General features: G+C 45.3%; 21 protein-coding genes and 1 tRNA gene. 19 read left to right on the forward strand and 3 right to left on the reverse strand.

Annotated elements, in window-relative coordinates; translation table 11 throughout:
• The first annotated feature begins 158 nt into the window (after window positions 1-158).
• Window positions 159-234 (forward strand) — tRNA-Gly (locus ELS82_RS21140).
• 740 nt (window positions 235-974) lie between these two features.
• Here ELS82_RS21140 and queG read toward each other — a convergent pair.
• Window positions 975-2,087: a tRNA epoxyqueuosine(34) reductase QueG gene (gene queG / locus ELS82_RS21145; protein ID WP_134837232.1), complete on the reverse strand. Its 1,113-nt coding sequence runs from the start codon at window positions 2,085-2,087 to the stop codon at window positions 975-977.
• 205 nt (window positions 2,088-2,292) lie between these two features.
• Here queG and tsaE point away from each other — a divergent pair, with 205 nt between their 5' ends.
• The 9 genes from tsaE (at window position 2,293) to ELS82_RS21190 (ending at window position 11,631) form a co-directional block, all read left to right on the forward strand.
• Window positions 2,293-2,757, forward strand: a complete 465-nt coding sequence (gene tsaE / locus ELS82_RS21150) for a tRNA (adenosine(37)-N6)-threonylcarbamoyltransferase complex ATPase subunit type 1 TsaE (protein WP_004415854.1) — start codon at window positions 2,293-2,295, stop codon at window positions 2,755-2,757.
• The gene (locus ELS82_RS21155) at window positions 2,751-4,475 is read left to right on the forward strand and encodes a LysM peptidoglycan-binding domain-containing protein (protein ID WP_134837233.1); all 1,725 of its coding nucleotides are present in this window, start codon (window positions 2,751-2,753) and stop codon (window positions 4,473-4,475) included. Before tsaE ends, ELS82_RS21155 begins: the two co-directional genes overlap by 7 nt.
• A gap of 14 nt (window positions 4,476-4,489) precedes the next feature.
• Window positions 4,490-6,433, forward strand: a complete 1,944-nt coding sequence (gene mutL / locus ELS82_RS21160) for a DNA mismatch repair endonuclease MutL (RefSeq protein WP_134837234.1) — start codon at window positions 4,490-4,492, stop codon at window positions 6,431-6,433.
• Window positions 6,430-7,380 carry a tRNA (adenosine(37)-N6)-dimethylallyltransferase MiaA gene (gene miaA, locus ELS82_RS21165; protein WP_134837235.1) on the forward strand — a complete coding sequence of 317 codons (951 nt, stop codon included), beginning with the start codon at window positions 6,430-6,432 and terminating at the stop codon, window positions 7,378-7,380. The genes mutL and miaA overlap by 4 nt, the downstream gene beginning before the upstream one ends.
• 186 nt (window positions 7,381-7,566) lie before the next feature.
• Window positions 7,567-7,827 carry an RNA chaperone Hfq gene (hfq, locus tag ELS82_RS21170; RefSeq protein WP_134837236.1) on the forward strand — a complete coding sequence of 87 codons (261 nt, stop codon included), beginning with the start codon at window positions 7,567-7,569 and terminating at the stop codon, window positions 7,825-7,827.
• 40 nt (window positions 7,828-7,867) lie between these two features.
• Complete coding sequence (gene hflX, locus ELS82_RS21175) at window positions 7,868-9,157, forward strand: ribosome rescue GTPase HflX (RefSeq protein WP_004415845.1); 1,290 nt, start codon at window positions 7,868-7,870, stop codon at window positions 9,155-9,157.
• Window positions 9,158-9,202: 45 nt separating this feature from the next.
• Complete coding sequence (hflK, locus tag ELS82_RS21180) at window positions 9,203-10,393, forward strand: FtsH protease activity modulator HflK (RefSeq protein ID WP_134837237.1); 1,191 nt, start codon at window positions 9,203-9,205, stop codon at window positions 10,391-10,393.
• Window positions 10,394-10,395: 2 nt separating this feature from the next.
• Window positions 10,396-11,373, forward strand: coding sequence for a protease modulator HflC (gene hflC / locus ELS82_RS21185; protein WP_134837238.1), 978 nt, complete (start codon window positions 10,396-10,398; stop codon window positions 11,371-11,373).
• Window positions 11,374-11,445: 72 nt separating this feature from the next.
• Window positions 11,446-11,631: a DUF2065 domain-containing protein gene (locus ELS82_RS21190; protein WP_134837239.1), complete on the forward strand. Its 186-nt coding sequence runs from the start codon at window positions 11,446-11,448 to the stop codon at window positions 11,629-11,631.
• 22 nt (window positions 11,632-11,653) lie between these two features.
• Here ELS82_RS21190 and ELS82_RS21195 read toward each other — a convergent pair whose 3' ends face one another.
• The gene (locus tag ELS82_RS21195) at window positions 11,654-11,881 is read right to left on the reverse strand and encodes a SlyX family protein (protein WP_053441738.1); all 228 of its coding nucleotides are present in this window, start codon (window positions 11,879-11,881) and stop codon (window positions 11,654-11,656) included.
• 19 nt (window positions 11,882-11,900) lie between these two features.
• On the reverse strand, window positions 11,901-12,881 hold the full coding sequence (locus ELS82_RS21200; RefSeq protein WP_134837240.1) for a WD40 repeat domain-containing protein: 981 nt from the start codon (window positions 12,879-12,881) through the stop codon (window positions 11,901-11,903).
• Window positions 12,882-13,011: 130 nt separating this feature from the next.
• Between ELS82_RS21200 and fkpA the strand changes: the two genes are divergently transcribed.
• From fkpA to ELS82_RS21245, 9 genes are all read left to right on the forward strand, one after another.
• Window positions 13,012-13,797: an FKBP-type peptidyl-prolyl cis-trans isomerase gene (gene fkpA / locus ELS82_RS21205; RefSeq protein WP_134837241.1), complete on the forward strand. Its 786-nt coding sequence runs from the start codon at window positions 13,012-13,014 to the stop codon at window positions 13,795-13,797.
• Window positions 13,798-13,983: 186 nt separating this feature from the next.
• Window positions 13,984-14,706: a helix-turn-helix transcriptional regulator gene (locus tag ELS82_RS21210; protein WP_008075289.1), complete on the forward strand. Its 723-nt coding sequence runs from the start codon at window positions 13,984-13,986 to the stop codon at window positions 14,704-14,706.
• Window positions 14,703-15,098 (forward strand): sulfurtransferase complex subunit TusD, encoded by a 396-nt coding sequence (gene tusD, locus ELS82_RS21215; protein WP_134837242.1) that lies wholly within the window; start codon window positions 14,703-14,705, stop codon window positions 15,096-15,098. Before ELS82_RS21210 ends, tusD begins: the two co-directional genes overlap by 4 nt.
• The gene (tusC, locus tag ELS82_RS21220) at window positions 15,095-15,451 is read left to right on the forward strand and encodes a sulfurtransferase complex subunit TusC (protein WP_134837243.1); all 357 of its coding nucleotides are present in this window, start codon (window positions 15,095-15,097) and stop codon (window positions 15,449-15,451) included. The genes tusD and tusC overlap by 4 nt, the downstream gene beginning before the upstream one ends.
• Window positions 15,452-15,458: 7 nt before the next feature.
• On the forward strand, window positions 15,459-15,734 hold the full coding sequence (tusB, locus tag ELS82_RS21225; protein WP_134837244.1) for a sulfurtransferase complex subunit TusB: 276 nt from the start codon (window positions 15,459-15,461) through the stop codon (window positions 15,732-15,734).
• Window positions 15,735-15,923: 189 nt separating this feature from the next.
• Window positions 15,924-16,298: a 30S ribosomal protein S12 gene (gene rpsL / locus ELS82_RS21230; protein WP_004399892.1), complete on the forward strand. Its 375-nt coding sequence runs from the start codon at window positions 15,924-15,926 to the stop codon at window positions 16,296-16,298.
• Between the two features lie 118 nt (window positions 16,299-16,416).
• A complete protein-coding gene (rpsG, locus tag ELS82_RS21235) occupies window positions 16,417-16,887 on the forward strand; it encodes a 30S ribosomal protein S7 (RefSeq protein ID WP_004415829.1) in 471 nt (156 codons plus the stop codon).
• Between the two features lie 156 nt (window positions 16,888-17,043).
• The gene (fusA, locus tag ELS82_RS21240) at window positions 17,044-19,146 is read left to right on the forward strand and encodes an elongation factor G (protein ID WP_134837245.1); all 2,103 of its coding nucleotides are present in this window, start codon (window positions 17,044-17,046) and stop codon (window positions 19,144-19,146) included.
• A gap of 150 nt (window positions 19,147-19,296) precedes the next feature.
• The coding region (locus ELS82_RS21245) for a GTP-binding protein (protein WP_238382785.1) at window positions 19,297-19,445 on the forward strand (149 nt) is incomplete at its 3' end.

Genomic DNA, 19,445 nt, shown 5'->3' on the forward strand with positions numbered 1-19,445 from the left:
GCTCATAACCCGAAGGTCGTCGGTTCAAATCCGGCTCCCGCAACCAAATTTAAAAGGTATTGTGATTCGCTAGCTCGTCGGGCTCAGCTATTCATAAAACCTCGCGAAGGTCACTGGTTCAAATCAGTCCTCGCAACCAATTCTCTTAATGAGAATATGCGACACTAGCTCAGTTGGTAGAGCGCAACCTTGCCAAGGTTGAGGTCACGAGTTCGAACCTCGTGTGTCGCTCCAATTTATAGCTCTCATCGTGCTTAACGGTGATAAAGATGCAACACCCGCTCAGTTTGATTGAGCGCAACCTTACAAGGTTGAGGTCACGCCTTTTTGTTATGAATAGGGAACCTCGTGTGTCGCTCCAAATTTTAGAGTGCTTGGCTCACACGAGAACCCTCGTGACTGAATCCAGCCGAGACGCTCCAAATCCCCTTCAAATGACACATTCATTTGAAACGGCCATAGGCCACCGCTCTTTAGCTAATGCTGCGAAGCATGAACCCCAAAATACCGTAAGAAGTCCTCCTAAATATTAGGTGGGCGTTTTTATGTCTGAATTTATTGTATAAGCACGGGATGTGCTGATGAAAAAACGATAGCAAACCCTGTGTGAGCTAGGCGTCTACACATCAGTCAACAGACTTATCCACATATTTCTTGTTGTGGATAACTTAGTGGGTAACCCAAAATTAACTCAGAAAGAGCGCTTGACGAAAAAGATCTTTTTGTTTTTGAAACTTTCTTACGCATACCTTAGTTGTGTTTAAGTTGTTGTTTTATAAAGAAAATGATGTAACTCGTATACTTGGCCTCACATGGTATTACGATCATTAAGTCACTGTTTTTTGATCCTAGTCATTTATTTGCATTGTGATTAACTTCTTTATCTGTAAGAAAATGAGTAATCATCCTTTCTTTTTTCCACATTTTCATTTTTGGAGCTAAATCAACTTATCGACGACTAAGTTCGGCAAGTATTATGCATCTCTGGGTAGTCCTTTCTCGACAATTCTGATAAGGCGATTGAGCTTTGTTGAACTGAGAGGCAGTTGAGATTGTTGCTGAGCCAAAGCCCAGTGGATATGTTCGTCTAAAACTTCAGTGAGTCCTATACGTGTTTGGAGTGCATCAACAATCGATTGCGAAAAAGGAGCATTCCCCATTGCAATAGATAAATTGCGCAGCCACTGAAGATGGCCAATTCGACGAATCGCAGAACCTTCCATATTTTTTAAGAAAGTCTCTTCATCCCACAGGAACAGAGTCACCAAATTTGAATCCTCGAACGCTTCGCGTCGGTGAAAGTCTTCCTGTTCAGTTATCTCAGAAAAACGATTCCAAGGGCAGACCAATTGGCAATCATCACAGCCATAGATGCGATTGCCCATTGCTTGGCGAAACTCTTCGGGAATCACACCATCAAATTCAATCGTCAGATATGAGATACAGCGCCTTGCATCAACAACACCGTCAGCAACGATAGCTTGCGTTGGGCATGAAGTGATACAGGCTTTGCATTTTCCGCATTCATCTACGCTAGGTTCATCAACTGGTAAGGGAAGATCGATCAATAGCTCACCCAAGAAGAACCATGAGCCACAATCCTTATCGAGTACTAATGAATGTTTACCCGTCCAACCAAGTCCCGCTTTTTGAGCTAAGGGACGTTCTAGAATTGGCGCCGAGTCTACAAAAGGTCGATAACCGAATTGACCAACCTCTTGCTCAATCTTTTGACCGAGCTTCTTCAACTGATTACGGATGAGCTTATGGTAATCACGACCAAGTGAGTATCGGCTAACGTAAGCTTGGCTTGGATCCGCTAAATTGGTCGCAAAGCGTGCTTCTGGGGGTAAATAGTCCATACGTACGCTAATGACTCGTATCGTACCCGGCAGCAGCTCATGTGGGCGTGCTCTCATCATACCGTGGCGCGCCATCCAATCCATATCACCGTGGTAGCCCGCATCTAACCATCTTTGCAGTTCTTGTTCGTGCGCTGAGAGGTCTACATCGCAGATACCAACTTTTTGGAAGCCGAGTTCTTGGCCCCAAATTTTGATCTTTTCGACGAGCTCTTGATAGTTCATGCGGATACGCCTTAGTTGAAGGGGGCAGGATCTTAACGGATCTTATTCATAGGATCTAGGCAGTCAATAGGGAAAAATACCAAGAAATCGCTGATTTTTCGTTTTACTTACACAAGATCTCTTGTCTCTCAAATCCAACCCAGTTTACTATTCCTGTTCTTTTGATTTTTATAGTCACCGCATTAGACCCTAGAGATTGATCTTCATGACCACCAAACAATTTGCCCTAAAAGACGAACAAGCAACGATTCAATTAGGGACAGCCTTGGCTAACCTGTGTTCTCAGCAAACTACGATCTACTTACATGGTGATCTTGGTGCAGGAAAGACCACATTTAGTCGTGGTTTTGTACGTGCGCTAGGACATCAAGGTAATGTAAAGAGTCCAACTTACACTTTGGTGGAACCGTACCAGCTCGATCAATGGCAGGTTTATCATTTTGATCTTTATCGCTTAGCTGACCCAGAAGAGTTGGAGTTTATGGGAATTCGTGATTACTTTACTCCAGATGCAATCTGTCTTGTTGAGTGGCCAGAAAAAGGGCATGGCTTATTGCCAGAACCTGATCTGGATATTGACCTGCGCTATCAGGGTGAAGAGCGTGTGGTTGAACTGACTGCAAACAATCAATATGGATGTCAATTACTAGAACAGTTGGAGTTATGTTGAAGAGTCGATTATTAAGAGCTGTTTTCTTTCCGTTTCTCCTTGCTCTTACCTTAGTACCTAGTTTGGCTTTTGCGAACGCTTTAGAAGGCGTTCGTGTTTGGCCATCTCCTGATGAGACGCGTGTTGTTATCGATCTAAAATCGGAAGCGGAATATAGTTATTTCACGCTTTCTAGCCCTTCACGCTTGGTGGTCGACCTGAAAAAGACCAGTTTAAGCACAAAGCTGCCTATCAATATCTCTGATAGCCCAGTTCTGAAAAAGATTCGTAAGAGCTCTCCGCCAGATAAAGGCACTTACCGTTTGGTGTTTGAGTTGAGCCGTAAAGTAACGCCTCAGCTATTTAAACTGGCCCCAACCCCAGGCGGACAGTACGGTCACCGATTGGTGATTGATATGCCACATGGCAGCCAAAAAGGCTCAACCCCTGTCACTACAAAACCAACCAGCCCAACTACGGTGAGCCGTGATGCCTCTCAGTTACTTGGCACTGCAGATATTGTTGTTGCAATTGATGCCGGTCACGGTGGTGAAGACCCAGGTTCGATAGGTCCAACCAAGAAATATGAAAAGCATGCGACGTTAGCGATTTCGAAGAAGATTGCTGCGCAAATTAATGCTACGCCAGGGATGAAAGCGGTATTGACGCGCGGAGGTGACTATTTTGTTAACCTTAACAAGCGTTCGTCGATTGCACGTAAGAACAAAGCCCATTTATTGGTTTCTGTTCACGCGGATGCCTTCCGATCACCTAAACCTCGTGGCGGCTCTGTATTTGTGTTGAATACCCGTCGAGCGAATACAGAGATTGCGCGTTGGGTTGAAAACCATGAAGAACAATCTCAATTATTAGGCGGCGCAGGGGATGTGCTTGCTAAGAACACCAATGACAAAAACGTCAGTCAAACGTTGCTTGATCTGCAATTTAGCCACTCACAAAAAGAGGGCTACAAGGTTGCGACTAATATTCTCCGTGAAATGGGGCGTGCGGGTATTCATCTACATAAGAAAGAGCCAGTGAACGCAAGTCTTGCAGTACTGAAATCACCAGATATTCCATCTGTGTTAGTTGAGACTGGCTTTATTTCTAACCCAACTGAAGAGAGACTGCTGTTCCAGCGTAGTCACCAAGATAAGCTCGCTCGCTCTTTAGCCAAAGCGATCGTTCAGTACTTTGAGGCCAACCCTCCAGAAGGGACGCTATTTGCTAATCGCGGTAAAACCATTAAGCATAAAGTGTCGCGTGGTGAGTCATTGTCTGTCATCGCCAAGAAATATGGCACATCGACCAAAGCGATTATGCAAACCAATAAGCTAAAAAGCAGTAGTTTAGCCATTGGCCAAGTGCTGACCATTCCTGGTACATCTAAGCCTGTTAGTGTACCGAAAGTCAGCAACCCGGTTGAGACTAAAACACTCACGCATGTGGTTCAAAAAGGTGAGTACCTAGGTAAGATTGCCGCTAAATATAAAGTGTCCGTCTCGACCATTAAGCGTGAAAACAACTTGAAGTCAGACACGCTTAAGTTAGGTCAGAAACTTAAGATTACGGTCAGCATGAAGGATCAGCCTCTGCGTAAGCATACGGTGAAAAGTGGCGAGTTCCTTGGCAAGATTGCCAGCAAGTACAGTGTGAGTGTCAGTGGCATTCGTAAGGCGAATAATCTACGTTCAGATCAATTGGCGGTTGGCCAAGTGTTGATTATTCCTCGTAACTAACAGTGTGATCAGACATGACGATTAAAATTCTTCCAGCACGTCTTGCCAACCAAATAGCAGCGGGTGAAGTGGTTGAAAGACCCGCTTCTGTTGTCAAAGAGTTGGTGGAAAACAGCTTAGATTCAGGTGCTACGCGTATCGATATTGATATCGAGAAGGGTGGCGCTAAGCTAATTCGTGTGCGAGATAACGGCAAAGGCATCGTCAAAGATGAGCTTGGTCTTGCACTCAGTCGTCATGCAACCTCAAAGATTCACACCTTAGATGATCTTGAAGCCATTATCAGTTTAGGCTTTCGTGGTGAAGCTCTGGCGAGTATCAGTTCAGTTTCTCGTTTGACCATGACGTCCCGCCCAGCAACACAAGAGCAAGCTTGGTCTGCATACAGTGAAGGGCGAGAGATGCAGGTCAAATTGCAACCTGCAGCGCACCCGATTGGCACAACCGTCGAAGTGCTCGATCTGTTTTTCAATACGCCGGCAAGGCGTAAATTCCTCCGCACTGAAAAAACAGAGTTCGCCCATATCGATGAGCTGCTTAAGCGTATTGCTCTAAGTCGCTTCGATGTGACGATCAACGTTAGACACAACGGTAAGTTGATCAAACAGTACCGAGCAGCGAAAACAGACGCTCAGGCAGAGAAGCGTATCGCGGCAGTCTGTGGCAGTGCGTTTGTGCGTCATATGCTCAAAATTGAGCTGGAGCACCAAGGGTTAAAACTTCACGGTTGGATCACGGCGCCGGAAGGGGCTCGTCAACAAAGCGATCTTCAGTACTGCTACGTCAATGGGCGGATGATGCGTGATAAGTTGATCAATCACGCGATCCGTCAGAGTTACGAAACCAGTTTGCGTCCGGATCAGTTTGCGACCTATGTGTTGTTTATTGAACTGGATCCGCACCAAGTGGATGTCAATGTTCACCCCGCTAAGCATGAAGTGCGTTTCCATCAAGCGCGACTAGTACATGATTTTATCTACCAAGCCCTAAGTGACGCGTTAGCACAAAGCGCGCATATCGATAAGCCAGAGCAAACCGCTTCTGCTTTCCATATCGAGTCTGCGCACACTGAGTCAGAAGCTGCGCCAGTAGAGCCATCACCACAAGTCTCTTCGCAAGAATATCAAGCGATCGAATCAGTCCCTTCTTATCCGGGTAAAGCGGATTATCAGCAAACTAGAGACAACCTTCGTGAAGCGCGACCTCGCAGTGAGTGGAATGAGTCTCGTCCTACCAGTAAGCCAAAGGTGACTGAGCGTTACAGTGAACCCGCGCCAAGCCAGAGAGAAGTCAAAGCCTACCAAGAGCTAATGCAGACGCCGGAGTGTGACCCCATTCAAGCTGAGCAGCCCAAGCAAGAAAAAACCACGGAACAAGCACCATTGCCTGTGGTCGAAGCTTTAGGTAAAGCGATGCATGTGGTTCAAGGGCACTATCTAGTGATGGGCGGTAAGACAGGGACTTGCTTGGTGAATTTGGCGAAAGCTGAGTGGCTGCGAGTTAATGGTCAGTTGGCCACGCACCGCGGCAGTTTAAAGAGCCAACCACTTTTAGTGCCGCTATCACTTAAATTGGATGATGAATTACTTGATACCGCCAATAAGCTGGAGCCAGTGTTGAAAGTATTTGGCATTGAATTGAAAGCGCGCGGTAGCAAGGCGTTGATGATCATGGGGGTGCCGCAGCCGCTTAGACAACAAAATCTACAACAACTGTTGCCAGATCTGTTATCTTACGCCGCTTCGTATGTCGCCAGCGAACAGCCACTGGATCATGTTCAGTTAGCAAACTGGTTAAGTGATCAAATTACTCAGGTAAAAAGCGACTACACTTTGTCGGAAGCAATTCAAATCATTGCTGATATTGAACAACTTTGGCAGGGGCAGCTTCCACTAGGGGATGCCACCTTCGTAAGGCCTGTTGATTTTTCTGCAACCATTGCAGCTTTAGAATTATGAAAAACAAAGAATTACCTTTGGCTCTGTTTTTAATGGGGCCAACCGCATCAGGCAAAACAGATTTAGCGATTCGCCTAAGAAAGAAGTACCCAGTAGAGATCATTTCAGTCGACTCAGCGTTGATTTACAAAGGGATGGACATAGGTACCGCTAAGCCAGATGCACAAGAGCAGGCGTTGGCACCACATCGCCTGATCGACATTTTAGATCCAAGTGAAGCGTATTCAGTCGCCGATTTTCGCCGTGATGCGCTGATTGAGATGGACAAGATTGTAGCGCAAGGCAAGATCCCATTATTAGTGGGCGGCACTATGCTTTACTACAAAGCGTTGCTTGAAGGCTTATCACCACTTCCGGCTGCAAATCCAGAGATCCGTCAGCAAATTGAGCAAGAAGCATTGACTCATGGCTGGGATAAGCTTCACGATGATCTGAAAGAAATTGATCCTGTTTCTGCTGAGCGAATCCACCCGAATGATCCACAAAGATTATCTAGGGCATTGGAAGTTCATCGAATTTCAGGTAAAACTCTTACTGAGTTAACTCAAATCAAAGGTGAAAGTCTGCCTTACCGAGTTAAACAGTTTGCAATAGCTCCCAAGGAAAGGGCTGAGCTCCATCGTCGAATTGAGCTGCGCTACGAGAAAATGATAGAAGCGGGCTTTGAAGATGAAATGCGTGCACTTTATGCTCGTGATGATCTTCATCCGGATCTACCATCGATTCGTTGTGTCGGTTATAGGCAGATGTGGGACTATTTGGATGGGAACTGCACACTTGATGACGCGATCTTTAAAGGCGTCTGTGCAACTCGTCAATTGGCCAAGCGACAAATCACCTGGTTACGCAGCTGGGATGATTTAACTTGGTTAGATAGTGAGAACATTGAACAAGCGCTAGAAACTGTTTCAAATGCAATAGCATCTGAAGGTTTTAGCTGTGTATAATGTGATCGCTTTTGCGTGAATGTACCCTGTAAAGGATCTGTTACTTGAAATTTCGGTTTAAAGCCGTCATAACAGGTAACGACAGGGTGTTATTTTATTCGTTTAGCTCAGAGCAAAGGCCGCACTTTGTGCAGCGCACCACTAGCTAAATAACTAAAACAAAATTACAAAATAAGGAAAATAAAAATGGCTAAGGGGCAATCTTTACAAGACCCATTCTTAAATGCATTACGTCGTGAACGTATTCCAGTATCTATCTACCTTGTAAACGGAATTAAACTACAAGGTCAGATCGAGTCATTTGACCAATTTGTTATCTTGCTGAAAAACACAGTTAACCAAATGGTGTACAAGCACGCTATTTCTACGGTAGTTCCTGCTCGTCCAGTGAGCCACCACAGCGGTGATCGTCCACAAGGTGATCGTCAAGAGAAATCAGAAGATTAATTTTCTGAATTACCTATTTAGTTTTTAAGGAGTTGATTGCTTGTTTGACCGTTATGAAGCCGGTGAGCGAGCCGTACTTGTTCATATCAACTTCACGCAAGAAGGGGAGTGGGAAGATCTCAGCGAGTTTGAGATGCTGGTCTCTTCTGCTGGCGTTTCTACGTTACAAGTTGTAACCGGAAGTCGCCAGTCACCACACCCTAAATACTATGTCGGAGAGGGCAAAGCTCAGGAGATTGCACAAGCAGTGCAGTTGGCTGGTGCTGACATTGTGATTTTTAATCACTCCCTCTCTCCTGCCCAAGAACGTAACCTCGAAGCGTTGTGTAAATGTCGCGTACTAGATCGTACTGGTCTAATTCTTGATATCTTTGCTCAGCGTGCCCGTACCCACGAAGGTAAGCTACAAGTCGAACTTGCTCAGCTACGCCATATCTCTACTCGATTAATTCGTGGTTGGACTCACCTTGAAAGACAGAAAGGTGGTATCGGTTTACGTGGTCCAGGTGAAACTCAGCTAGAAACTGACCGACGTTTATTGCGTGTACGTATTAAGACGATATTACGTCGTTTAGAGAAAGTCGCTAAACAACGTGAACAAGGTCGCCGTGCAAGAAGTCGAGCGGAAATCCCGACTGTTTCCCTAGTGGGTTATACCAACGCCGGGAAATCGACGCTGTTTAACCGAATCACCGAAGCAGGTGTCTACGCTGCTGACCAGCTATTTGCTACCTTGGATCCTACTTTGCGTAAGATCGAGTTATCAGATGTTGGCCCGGCTATTTTGGCCGACACGGTAGGTTTCATTCGACACTTACCACACGATTTGGTTGCTGCGTTTAAAGCAACACTTCAGGAAACGCAAGAAGCTGACATTTTGTTACATGTTGTTGATGCCAGTGATGAGCGTTTTCGTGAGAATATTCAAGCTGTTCATGAAGTACTAGCTGAAATCGACGCGGATGAAATTCCGGCGTTGGTTGTCATGAACAAGATCGATAACCTCGAAGGTCAAAACCCTCGAATCGATAGGGATGACGAAGGTGTCCCTCAAACGGTTTGGGTTTCAGCGATGGAAGGCAAGGGGATTGAACTCTTGTTTGACGCGCTGACTGAACGTTTGGCAAGTCAAATGGTTCAGCACCAAATGCGAATTCCGCCACAACATCAAGGCAGACTTCGTAGTACATTCTTTCAGATGAAGTGTATTCAACGAGAAGAATATGACCAAGAAGGCAACCTGTTGATTGAAGTTCGAATGCAACAGGCGGATTGGTCTAGACTTGAAAAAAGAGATGAGGCAGTTTTACGTGACTTTATAGTTACTTAAATGACTGCTACAGTATAACGTCATATCAAATGATGGAGCTTTCTAATGGCGTGGAATGAGCCTGGTAATAACAACGGCAACAATGGCCGCGATAATGACCCTTGGGGTAATAATAATCGTGGTAACAAAGGTGGCCGTGATCAAGGACCGCCAGACTTGGACGAAGTGTTTAATAAACTGAGTCAGAAACTGGGTGGAAAGTTTGGTGGCAAAGGTGGTAAAGGATCGTCTATTGGTGGCGGCGGTGGTGCACTAGGTTTTGGTGTTATCGCAGCAATCGCAATAGCTATTTGGTTCTTTGCAGGCTTTTACACTATCGGTGAAGCTGAGCGTGGTGTGGTACTACGCCTAGGTAAATATGATCGCGTGGTCGATCCTGGTCTTAACTGGCGTCCTCGTTTTATTGACGAGTATGAAGCCGTTAACGTTCAGGCAATTCGTTCTCTTCGTTCATCAGGTCTAATGCTGACTAAAGATGAAAACGTTGTGACGGTTGCAATGGATGTCCAGTACCGTGTTGCTGACCCATACAAATACCTATTCCGCGTAACTAACGCAGACGACAGCTTACGCCAAGCGACTGATTCTGCTCTACGTGCTGTTGTGGGTGACTCTTTGATGGATAGTATCCTGACAAGTGGTCGTCAACAGATTCGTCAAAGCACGCAAGAAACGCTGAATGAAATTATTGATAGCTACGACATGGGTGTTGTCATCGTTGACGTCAACTTCCAGTCTGCACGTCCACCTGAGGAAGTTAAAGATGCATTCGATGATGCTATCGCGGCTCGTGAGGATGAGGAACGTTTCGAACGTGAAGCAGAAGCTTACCGTAACGATATTCTTCCTAAAGCGACAGGTCGTGCTGAACGTCTGAAGAAAGAAGCATTGGGTTACTCTGAGCGCGTTGTAAACGAAGCGCTAGGTCAAGTGGCTCAGTTTGAAAAACTACTACCAGAATATCAAGCGGCTCCAGAAGTTACTCGTAACCGTCTGTACCTAGATACGATGGAAGAAGTTTACAGCAATACTTCGAAGGTTCTGATCGATTCAGAGTCAAGTGGCAACCTACTCTACTTGCCTATCGACAAGTTAGCGGGTGAAGGTCAATCTCAAACAAAACGTAAAACGAAGTCGACTTCTGCTTACGACCAAATTGAGCTTGAAACTAAGTCAAATGACACAACTTCAGACTCGCAATCTCGTACAACTGGTTCACGTCAAGGGAGATATTAAGAATGCGTAAGTTAATGATCCCTGTATTAGTCGTAACGATTGCATTGCTGCTGATGTCAGTATTCGTTATCCAAGAGGGTGAACGAGGCCTAGTAATCCGATTCGGTCGTGTCCTAGATGACAACGGTGTTTCTAAGATTTACGAACCTGGCCTTCATTTCAAAATGCCTCTGTTTGATCGTGTGAAAACTTTAGATGCACGTATTCAGACAATGGATGGCCGTTCTGACCGCTTCGTAACGTCAGAGAAAAAAGACGTTATCATCGATACTTACGTTAAGTGGCGTATCGAAGATTTTGGTCGTTTCTACCTGACAACAGGTGGCGGTAATGTGCTAACTGCTGAAGCGCTACTTGAGCGTAAAGTGACTGACGTTCTTCGTTCTGAAATCGGTGCTCGTGAAATCAAACAGATTGTGTCTGGTCCACGTAATAACGATGTCCTACCAGATAGCGTAGACAGTGAAGAAGTAACAACAGAAGCGGCAAAAGAAGCACTAGAGATTGATGGTGAGCGTGACAAGATCATGGCAAATGTACTGGAAGGTACACGTGATAGCGCGCTAACGGACTTAGGTGTTGAGATTGTTGATTTCCGTATGAAGAAAATCAACCTTCCTGACAACATCAGTGACTCTATCTACAAGCGTATGCGTGCAGAGCGTGAGTCAGTAGCTCGTAAACACCGTTCTCAAGGTCGTGAGCGTGCGGAAGTTATCCGTGCTCAAGCTGAGCTAGAAGTGGCAACGGTTCTTGCTGAAGCGGATAAGACTGCGCGAGTAACACGCGGTGAAGCGGATGCAAAAGCGGCGAAGATCTACTCTGATGCTTACAATAAAGACGCTGAGTTCTTTGGCTTTGTCCGTTCTTTGAAAGCGTACGAGAAATCGTTCAGCAACAAGAGTGACATTCTAGTATTGGATCCGAAGAGTGACTTCTTCCAATACATGAATAACGCCAACGGCGTACCAGCGAAGTAATCGCTATTCAGATATAATAAAGGCTCCTTGATGGAGCCTTTATTTTTTGTTTCTAGTACAAGTAGGTTAACTATGTCGAACTCATTATGGCTGGCATTTGGGCTGGTACTTATCGTCGAGGGATTAGGCCCACTGATCGCACCTAATGGTTGGCGCCGTATGGTTGCTGAGATGAGTCAACAGCCTGACAATCAATTACGTCGAATCGGTGGCTGTTTGGTCGTTGCCGGCGCTGTTATCGCCTATATATTTAGTTAGTCCTAGAATTGCTAAATGCTTACTAGTAGTGAGGAGGAGGCGTCTCTTCTGATTGATCGGCTAGATTCGAAGAGTCCATGTTCTTCACTTTACCAACCACGTACTTCATCTGATCGCGCATCTTGGTGATCAGCAGCTGCTGCTGACTCAGCGCATCATTCAATTCTTCAATAGTTTGCTCTTGGAAAGCTAACTGACACTCTAGGTCATTTACACGGCTTTCTAACTGTTCAATTCGCTTTTCTGTCATCGCTAACGGTTCTTCGTTGTTAATAGTCCACGTCCCAAGCTTGGGCTATGCCCGCAGATGTGCCGGTAATGACGCGGTTCTGGCTATCAAAGGCTGCATCATACACCACTGCGCGTGGAGGGCGAGTATCTTTTAGCGGCTCCGCTTCAAAACCATCGACCCTTTTGCCACTTTGAGTGTTCCACACCATGATTCTGCTTGAAGGTGTTCCTGTGACTAAGTACTGACCGTCATCGGAAAAACGCGCAGTAGAGAAAATAAGTTGGCGTGAAAAACTACTCAGCTGCGAGAGTTTCTTTCCAGATGGGAGTTCCCACACAATCGCTTGGTTACCGCCGTCAGAAGTAAACGCTAACTGACCATCACGCTGTAAGGCGACTCGATTGACTCTTTGTTCATGCTCAAAGGTGTGAATGATTTGCCCAGTGTCAGTGTTCCAAAGGTAGGCTTTATAGTCATTTCCCCCTGACAGAGCGAAGCGGCCATTGGGAGAAAGGGCTACAGAATTGACTTTTTCGTTATGGGCAAGGAACTCTAGACGCCGTCCGGTGACTAAGTTTACGTAGATGGCTTTGCCATTTGAGAGGCCGAGTAGTACTTGGTCCCCGTTACTTGCAATATCAATGTCACGGATTAATCCATCAGAAATAGACCATAAGCCTTGTGCTTGAGTCCACGCTAAATCCCAAACAGCAAAGTTTATTTGGGTTGCGGTGACGGCAAAACGACCGTTATCCGAGATTCGAATTTGCGAGACTGTGCTTGATTGAGGATCTTGTGGGCCCAAAGCGGCAAGCTCTTGGCTCTCATTTAGATCCCAAAGAACCAACTGGTGTTCTTTGGAGTAGAGCAGGGCAAAGCGTGCATCTCGGCTGAGTGCAAAGCTAGTGGTACCTTGAGGCTCGATGGTCCAACGTTGTGCATCTTGGGTGGAGAAAAAACACCCATTTAACGAAAAGATGACAATCGCAATGATTAGTGAGTTAAAAATTATACGCATTAAGTCCAAATATCCGCTTGTTTACGTTTAATTAAAACGCATATTGGTTATATTGGTACAACATGCGAATGTGTACCAGTCTTTCTTAAAGAACTGTGCACAAAGACAAAAGTCTCAATTGGAGAGTTAAATGAAATCAATTTTTAAAGTGTCACTGCTTGCTGCAACTGTAGCGTTGGCTGCTGGCTGTCAAAAAGAAGAAGAACCTAAAACTGACGCAGCACCTGCAGTAGAGCAAGTACAGGCGGAAACAGGCAAAGCGGTTCACTTTAAAACAGAAGATGACAAAGCGGCTTACGCAATTGGTGTCTCTTTTGCAAACTACCTGAATACAAGCTTAGACAAGCCAAATGAGATTGGTATTACGCTAAATAAAGATCTTGTACTGAAAGGTATTGAGCACGTATTTGCGGGTAACCCTGAACTAAACGAAGAAGAAACTCGTGCAGCTCTAGAAGCGCTAGACAAGCGTGTTGCAGAAATTATGCAAAAGCAAGCGGCTGAGAAAGCGGCAGCAGCGAAGACCGAAGGTGATAACTTCCGCGCTGAGTTTGAAAAGCAAGAAGGCGTAGTGAAGACTGAGTCTGGTCTACTTTACCAAGTAATGACACCAGCAGAAGGTGAGCAGCCAAAAGATACTGATACTGTTCAAGTACACTACAAAGGTACTTTGATCGATGGTACTCAGTTTGACAGCTCTTACGATCGCGGCGAGCCAGCAACTTTCCCACTTAACCGTGTGATCCCTGGTTGGACTGAAGGCGTTCAGCTAATGCCTGTCGGTTCTAAGTTCAAGTTTGTTATTCCGCCAGAGCTTGCATACGGTGAACAAGATACACCGACTATTCCTGCAAACTCTACTCTAGTGTTTGAAGTTGAACTGCTGAAAATCGATAATGGTGAAGCAGCTCAATAAGCTTAAATAGCGGACATGTTAAAGGCTTGGATGATTCCAAGCCTTTTTTATTTCTCGCTCTGATGAAACATAACTAACGAATTTTTTGTTCTAAATCACTAGATGACAGGTTAGCTAGGTGTGCTCTTCAAAATTTCTGATAAACTTACACCAATTTGTTGATTTTTCGCTCTAAGGCTTAAAGAAGTGACAACTACAGAAACAGTAAACACGGATATGCTGCTCGAAATGGAATCTGTTAATGTGATGCCATTTAGTGAGCACGACAAAATTATTCTTAGATCTTATGAAGCTGTCGTTGATGGGATTGCGAGTCTCATCGGTCCGTTTTGTGAAATCGTTCTTCACTCGCTTGAAGACTTGAACACCTCAGCGATCAAAATTGCCAATGGTGAGAACACAGGTCGTCAAGTCGGTTCGCCAATTACTGACTTAGCATTAAAAATGCTGCGTGATATTGAAGGGTCAGAGCGCAACTTTTCTCGTTCCTATTTTACCCGAGCGAAAGGTGGCGTATTGATGAAGTCCATCACAGTCGCTATCCGTAACGGTGAAAACCGCGTGATTGGTTTGCTTTGTATCAACGTTAATCTGGATGCACCTTTTTCTCAGGTTTTGCAATCGTTCATGCCAACGGAAGAGGCCAAACAAGCGGCATCGTCAGTTAACTTTGCTAGTGATGTAGAAGAGCTGGTGGACCAAACAGTTGAACGTACGATTGAAGAAATCAACGCTGATAAGTCAGTGTCGAATAATACTAAGAATCGTCAAATCGTGATGGAGCTATACGATAAAGGTATCTTCGATATTAAAGATGCCATCAACCGTGTAGCCGATCGCTTGAACATCTCTAAGCACACCGTTTACCTCTATATTCGCCAACGTAAAACTGAGGATGATGAAAGTTGAGTCAACTGACTTATACCTTAGTGGTGAATGGCTCGGTCTATGGCAGTCAATCTGCACGTAGTGCCTATCAGTTTGCTCAAGCTGTGATGGCTAAAGGGCATACCTTGGTCAGCGTTTTCTTCTATCAAGATGGCGTGACGAACGGCAGCGCGTTGACTGTTCCTGCCAATGACGAATTTGACCTCGTTAAAGCATGGCAAGAGCTTACTTGCGAACATGGTGTTCGTCTTGAAACTTGTGTTGCGGCTGCGCTGCGTCGTGGCATTGTCAGCCAGGATGAAGCGAATCAACATGGTTTGAGTCAAAGCAACTTAGCGGAAGGTTTTCATCAAGCGGGTTTAGGTAGCTTGGCGGAAGCAATGTTAGTTCAAGATAGGGTAGTACAGTTTTGAGTCAGTTAACGTATCTCTTCCGTAGTGCACCTCATAGCCTTTCCTCAGGTAGAGAAGGCGTTGATGCCTTACTGGCGGCTTCTGCGTACTGTGAAGACATCTGTGTCATCTTTATGGGTGATGGCGTCTATCAGTTGCTACACGGCCAACAAACGGCAGATATCTTAAGCAAAGACTACTCGCCGATGATGAAGCTATTTGATCTCTATGATATCGAGCGGATCTTTGTCTGTCAGAGCTCTCTGGAAGAAAGGGGCTTGGCGCAAGCTGACTTGGTCATTGATGCCCAGTCACTGACGCATTCTGAGCTAAGCGAGCTGCTTCATCGCGCTGGTAAAGTACTTACATTCTAGGTGTCTTATGCTCCATATCGTTAAAAATATACAAGCGTTAGCAGAGGTGGTCACTGCCTTTAGTGACGGGGACAGCTTGATTCTTATTGAGCAAGCGGTGTTCGCTGCTAACCCTCAGCATAAAGCTTATCGTCAGATCCAAGGTCTGGATATTTCTGTATTAGTCAGTGATGCCAAAGCCCGTGGTATCGAAAATCGAATCAGTTCTAATATTGCACTTATTGATTATGATGGTTTCGTTGAATTGACCGTCACACACACAAATTCGGTGACTTGGGAGTAGCCGAATCTCACCGCTTTCTTTGTGTCGTCGGATGTTTACGCTTTTTTGCTCAGAGTTGAACAAAAAAGATCCGTATATTTCTTGACACACCTCTCACTGCTGAATAGAATTTTGCGTCCCTAACTGCCACTAGTAGTTAGGGATAGATTTTTCACAAAGCTTACTTTCAAGTAAATCAGGAGCTAGTTAATGGCAACTATTAACCAGTTGGTACGTAAGCCTCGTGCAAAGCAAGTTGTTAAAAGCAACGTGCCTGCACTAGAAGCGTGTCCACAAAAACGTGGTGTATGTACTCGTGTTTACACTACTACACCTAAAAAACCTAACTCGGCACTACGTAAAGTTTGTCGTGTACGTCTAACAAACGGTTTCGAAGTAACTTCGTACATCGGTGGTGAAGGTCACAACCTTCAAGAGCACTCAGTTGTTCTAATCCGTGGCGGTCGTGTAAAAGACCTTCCGGGTGTGCGTTACCACACAGTACGTGGTGCACTAGACTGTGCTGGCGTAAATGACCGTAAACAAGGTCGTTCTAAGTACGGTGTGAAGCGTCCTAAGTCTTAATCGTCTTTTCTTTTAAAGAGAAGCGTTAAGTAAGGCCAAACACTAAAATTAAATTTTAATTTTTGAAGAAACTGAAAAGTTTTGGATAACCTGAAGAATAAGACAACGGAGAAATTCCATGCCACGTCGTCGCGTCATCGGTCAGCGTAAGATCCTTCCAGATCCTAAATTCAAATCTGAATTGCTGGCAAAATTCGTTAACATCCTTATGGTTGACGGTAAAAAATCTACTGCAGAGAAAATTGTTTACACTGCACTAGATGCAATGGCTGAGAAATCTGGTAAAGATCACTTAGCTGTATTTGAAGAAGCTCTTGAAAATGTTCGCCCAGCGGTAGAGGTTAAATCTCGCCGTGTAGGTGGTTCAACTTACCAAGTTCCTGTAGAAGTACGTCCGGTTCGCCGTAACGCACTTGCTATGCGTTGGTTGGTTGAAGCTGCGCGTAAGCGTGGTGAAAAATCTATGGCTCAACGCCTAGCTGCTGAAATGCTAGACGCGTCTGAGAACAAAGGTACTGCGGTTAAGAAACGTGAAGACGTTCACCGCATGGCTGACGCAAACAAAGCGTTCGCACATTACCGTTGGTAATACCTTTCAGTGCCGCGGGAACCCTCGCGGCGCTACTCTAGTTCCTATGCGCAAGCCTAGGAACTATTGCTATATCTAGGGGTAAGGAAAATTGCCCAATGCCATCCTAAAATTATCTAGACATAGCAATAGTCCCTAATTCAAGAGGATTCAATCGTGGCTCGTAAAACACCTATTGAGCGCTACCGTAATATCGGTATCGTCGCTCACGTAGACGCAGGTAAAACAACCACAAGTGAACGTATTCTGTTCTATACTGGTCTTTCTCATAAAATCGGTGAAGTGCACGATGGTGCTGCTACCATGGACTGGATGGAGCAGGAGCAAGAGCGTGGTATCACAATCACCTCTGCTGCGACTACAACTTTCTGGCGTGGTATGGAAGCGCAATTCCAAGACCACCGCATCAACATCATCGATACTCCTGGACACGTAGATTTCACAATCGAAGTAGAGCGTTCATTGCGTGTACTTGATGGTGCTGTAGTTGTGTTCTGTGGTTCATCAGGTGTTGAACCTCAATCTGAAACTGTATGGCGTCAAGCAGACAAGTACCATGTTCCACGTATGGTATTTGTCAACAAGATGGACCGTGCAGGTGCTGACTTCCTACGTGTTGTTGATCAAATCAAAAACCGTCTTGGTGCGAACCCTGTTCCTATCCAGCTTAACGTTGGTGCGGAAGAAGAGTTCAAGGGTGTTATCGACCTGATCAAGATGAAAATGATCAACTGGAACGAAGAAGATCAAGGTACGACCTTCACTTACGAAGATATCCCAGCAGACATGCTAGAAATCGCTGAAGAGTGGCGCAACAACTTAGTTGAGTCAGCTGCAGAAGCGACTGAAGAGCTGATGGATAAATACCTTGAAGAAGGCGAACTGACGGAAGCAGAGATCAAACAAGCTCTACGTACTCGCACACTAAACAACGAAATCGTACTGGCCACTTGTGGTAGTGCGTTTAAAAACAAAGGTGTTCAAGCGGTACTAGATGCAGTAGTTGAATACTTGCCTTCGCCAGTCGATGTTCCTGCGATTAAAGGTATTGATGACAACGAAAATGAAGTTGAGCGTCATGCCGACGACAATGAACCGTTTTCAGCATTAGCATTTAAGATCGCAACTGACCCATTCGTAGGTACGCTAACCTTTATGCGTGTTTACTCGGGTGTCGTGAACTCTGGTGATGCAGTTTACAACTCTGTTAAACAGAAGAAAGAACGTTTCGGTCGTATCGTTCAGATGCACTCAAATAAGCGTGACGAAATTAAAGAAGTCCGTGCGGGAGATATCGCTGCTGCGATTGGCCTAAAAGACGTGACTACAGGTGATACTCTGTGTGATCAGAACCATAAAGTGATTCTGGAACGCATGGAATTCCCTGATCCTGTTATTCAGATCGCGGTAGAGCCTCGCTCTGTTGCCGATCAAGAAAAGATGGGTATTGCACTAGGTAAACTAGCGGCAGAAGATCCATCTTTCCGTGTCGAAACGGACGACGAGACGGGTCAGACTCTGATCTCTGGTATGGGTGAGCTTCACCTAGATATCATCGTTGACCGTATGAAACGCGAATTCAGCGTTGACTGTAATGTAGGTAAACCTCAGGTTGCTTACCGTGAAACGATCCGTGGAAGTGCGGAAGTTGAAGGTAAATTTGTTCGTCAATCTGGTGGTCGTGGTCAGTACGGTCACGTATGGATCAAACTGGAGCCATCTGAACCTGGCGAAGGTTTTGTCTTTGTTGACGAAATTGTGGGTGGTGTGGTTCCTAAGGAATACATCAGCTCGGTATCGAAAGGTATCGAAGAGCAAATGAATAGCGGTGTGGTAGCGGGTTACCCGGTACTAGACATTAAAGCAACGCTGTTCGATGGTTCTTACCACGATGTTGACTCTAACGAGATGGCGTTTAAGATCGCCGGCTCGATGGCATTCAAGAAAGGTTCACTTGAAGCGCAACCAGTGCTTCTTGAGCCTATGATGAATGTTGAAGTAACGACTCCTGAAGATTGGATGGGTGATGTTGTTGGTGACCTTAACCGTCGCCGCGGCATGATCGAAGGTATGGATGACGGTGTGGCGGGTATTAAGATCGTCCGCGCTCAAGTACCTCTATCTGAGATGTTTGGTTACGCAACTGACCTACGTTCTGCAACTCAAGGCCGTGCGTCTTACTCTATGGAGTTTAACGAGTACGCTGAAGTACCGAAAAACTTTGCAGATAAAATCATTGCAGCGCGTGGTTACTTATAAACGTCTTGATCTGAAAAAAAGTCTGGTTTTTTTTAAAGATCAATGCGTCCAAATATTGCGCTGACTGACGTTGGCGCATAAAATAGCAATTTCTGGCGCGTCTCGATCAATTCGGATCGTGGCGAATCATAACTAGGAAGGAACACGATCGTGTCTAAAGAAAAATTTGAACGTACTAAACCGCACGTTAACGTTGGTACTATCGGCCACGTTGACCACGGTAAAACAACTCTAACTGCTGCTATCTGTACTACACTTGCAAAAGTGTACGGCGGTGTTGCGAAAGACTTCGCATCTAT

Source organism: Vibrio ouci (genome assembly GCF_004551525.1).
Taxonomy (GTDB): Bacteria; Pseudomonadota; Gammaproteobacteria; order Enterobacterales; family Vibrionaceae; genus Vibrio; species Vibrio ouci.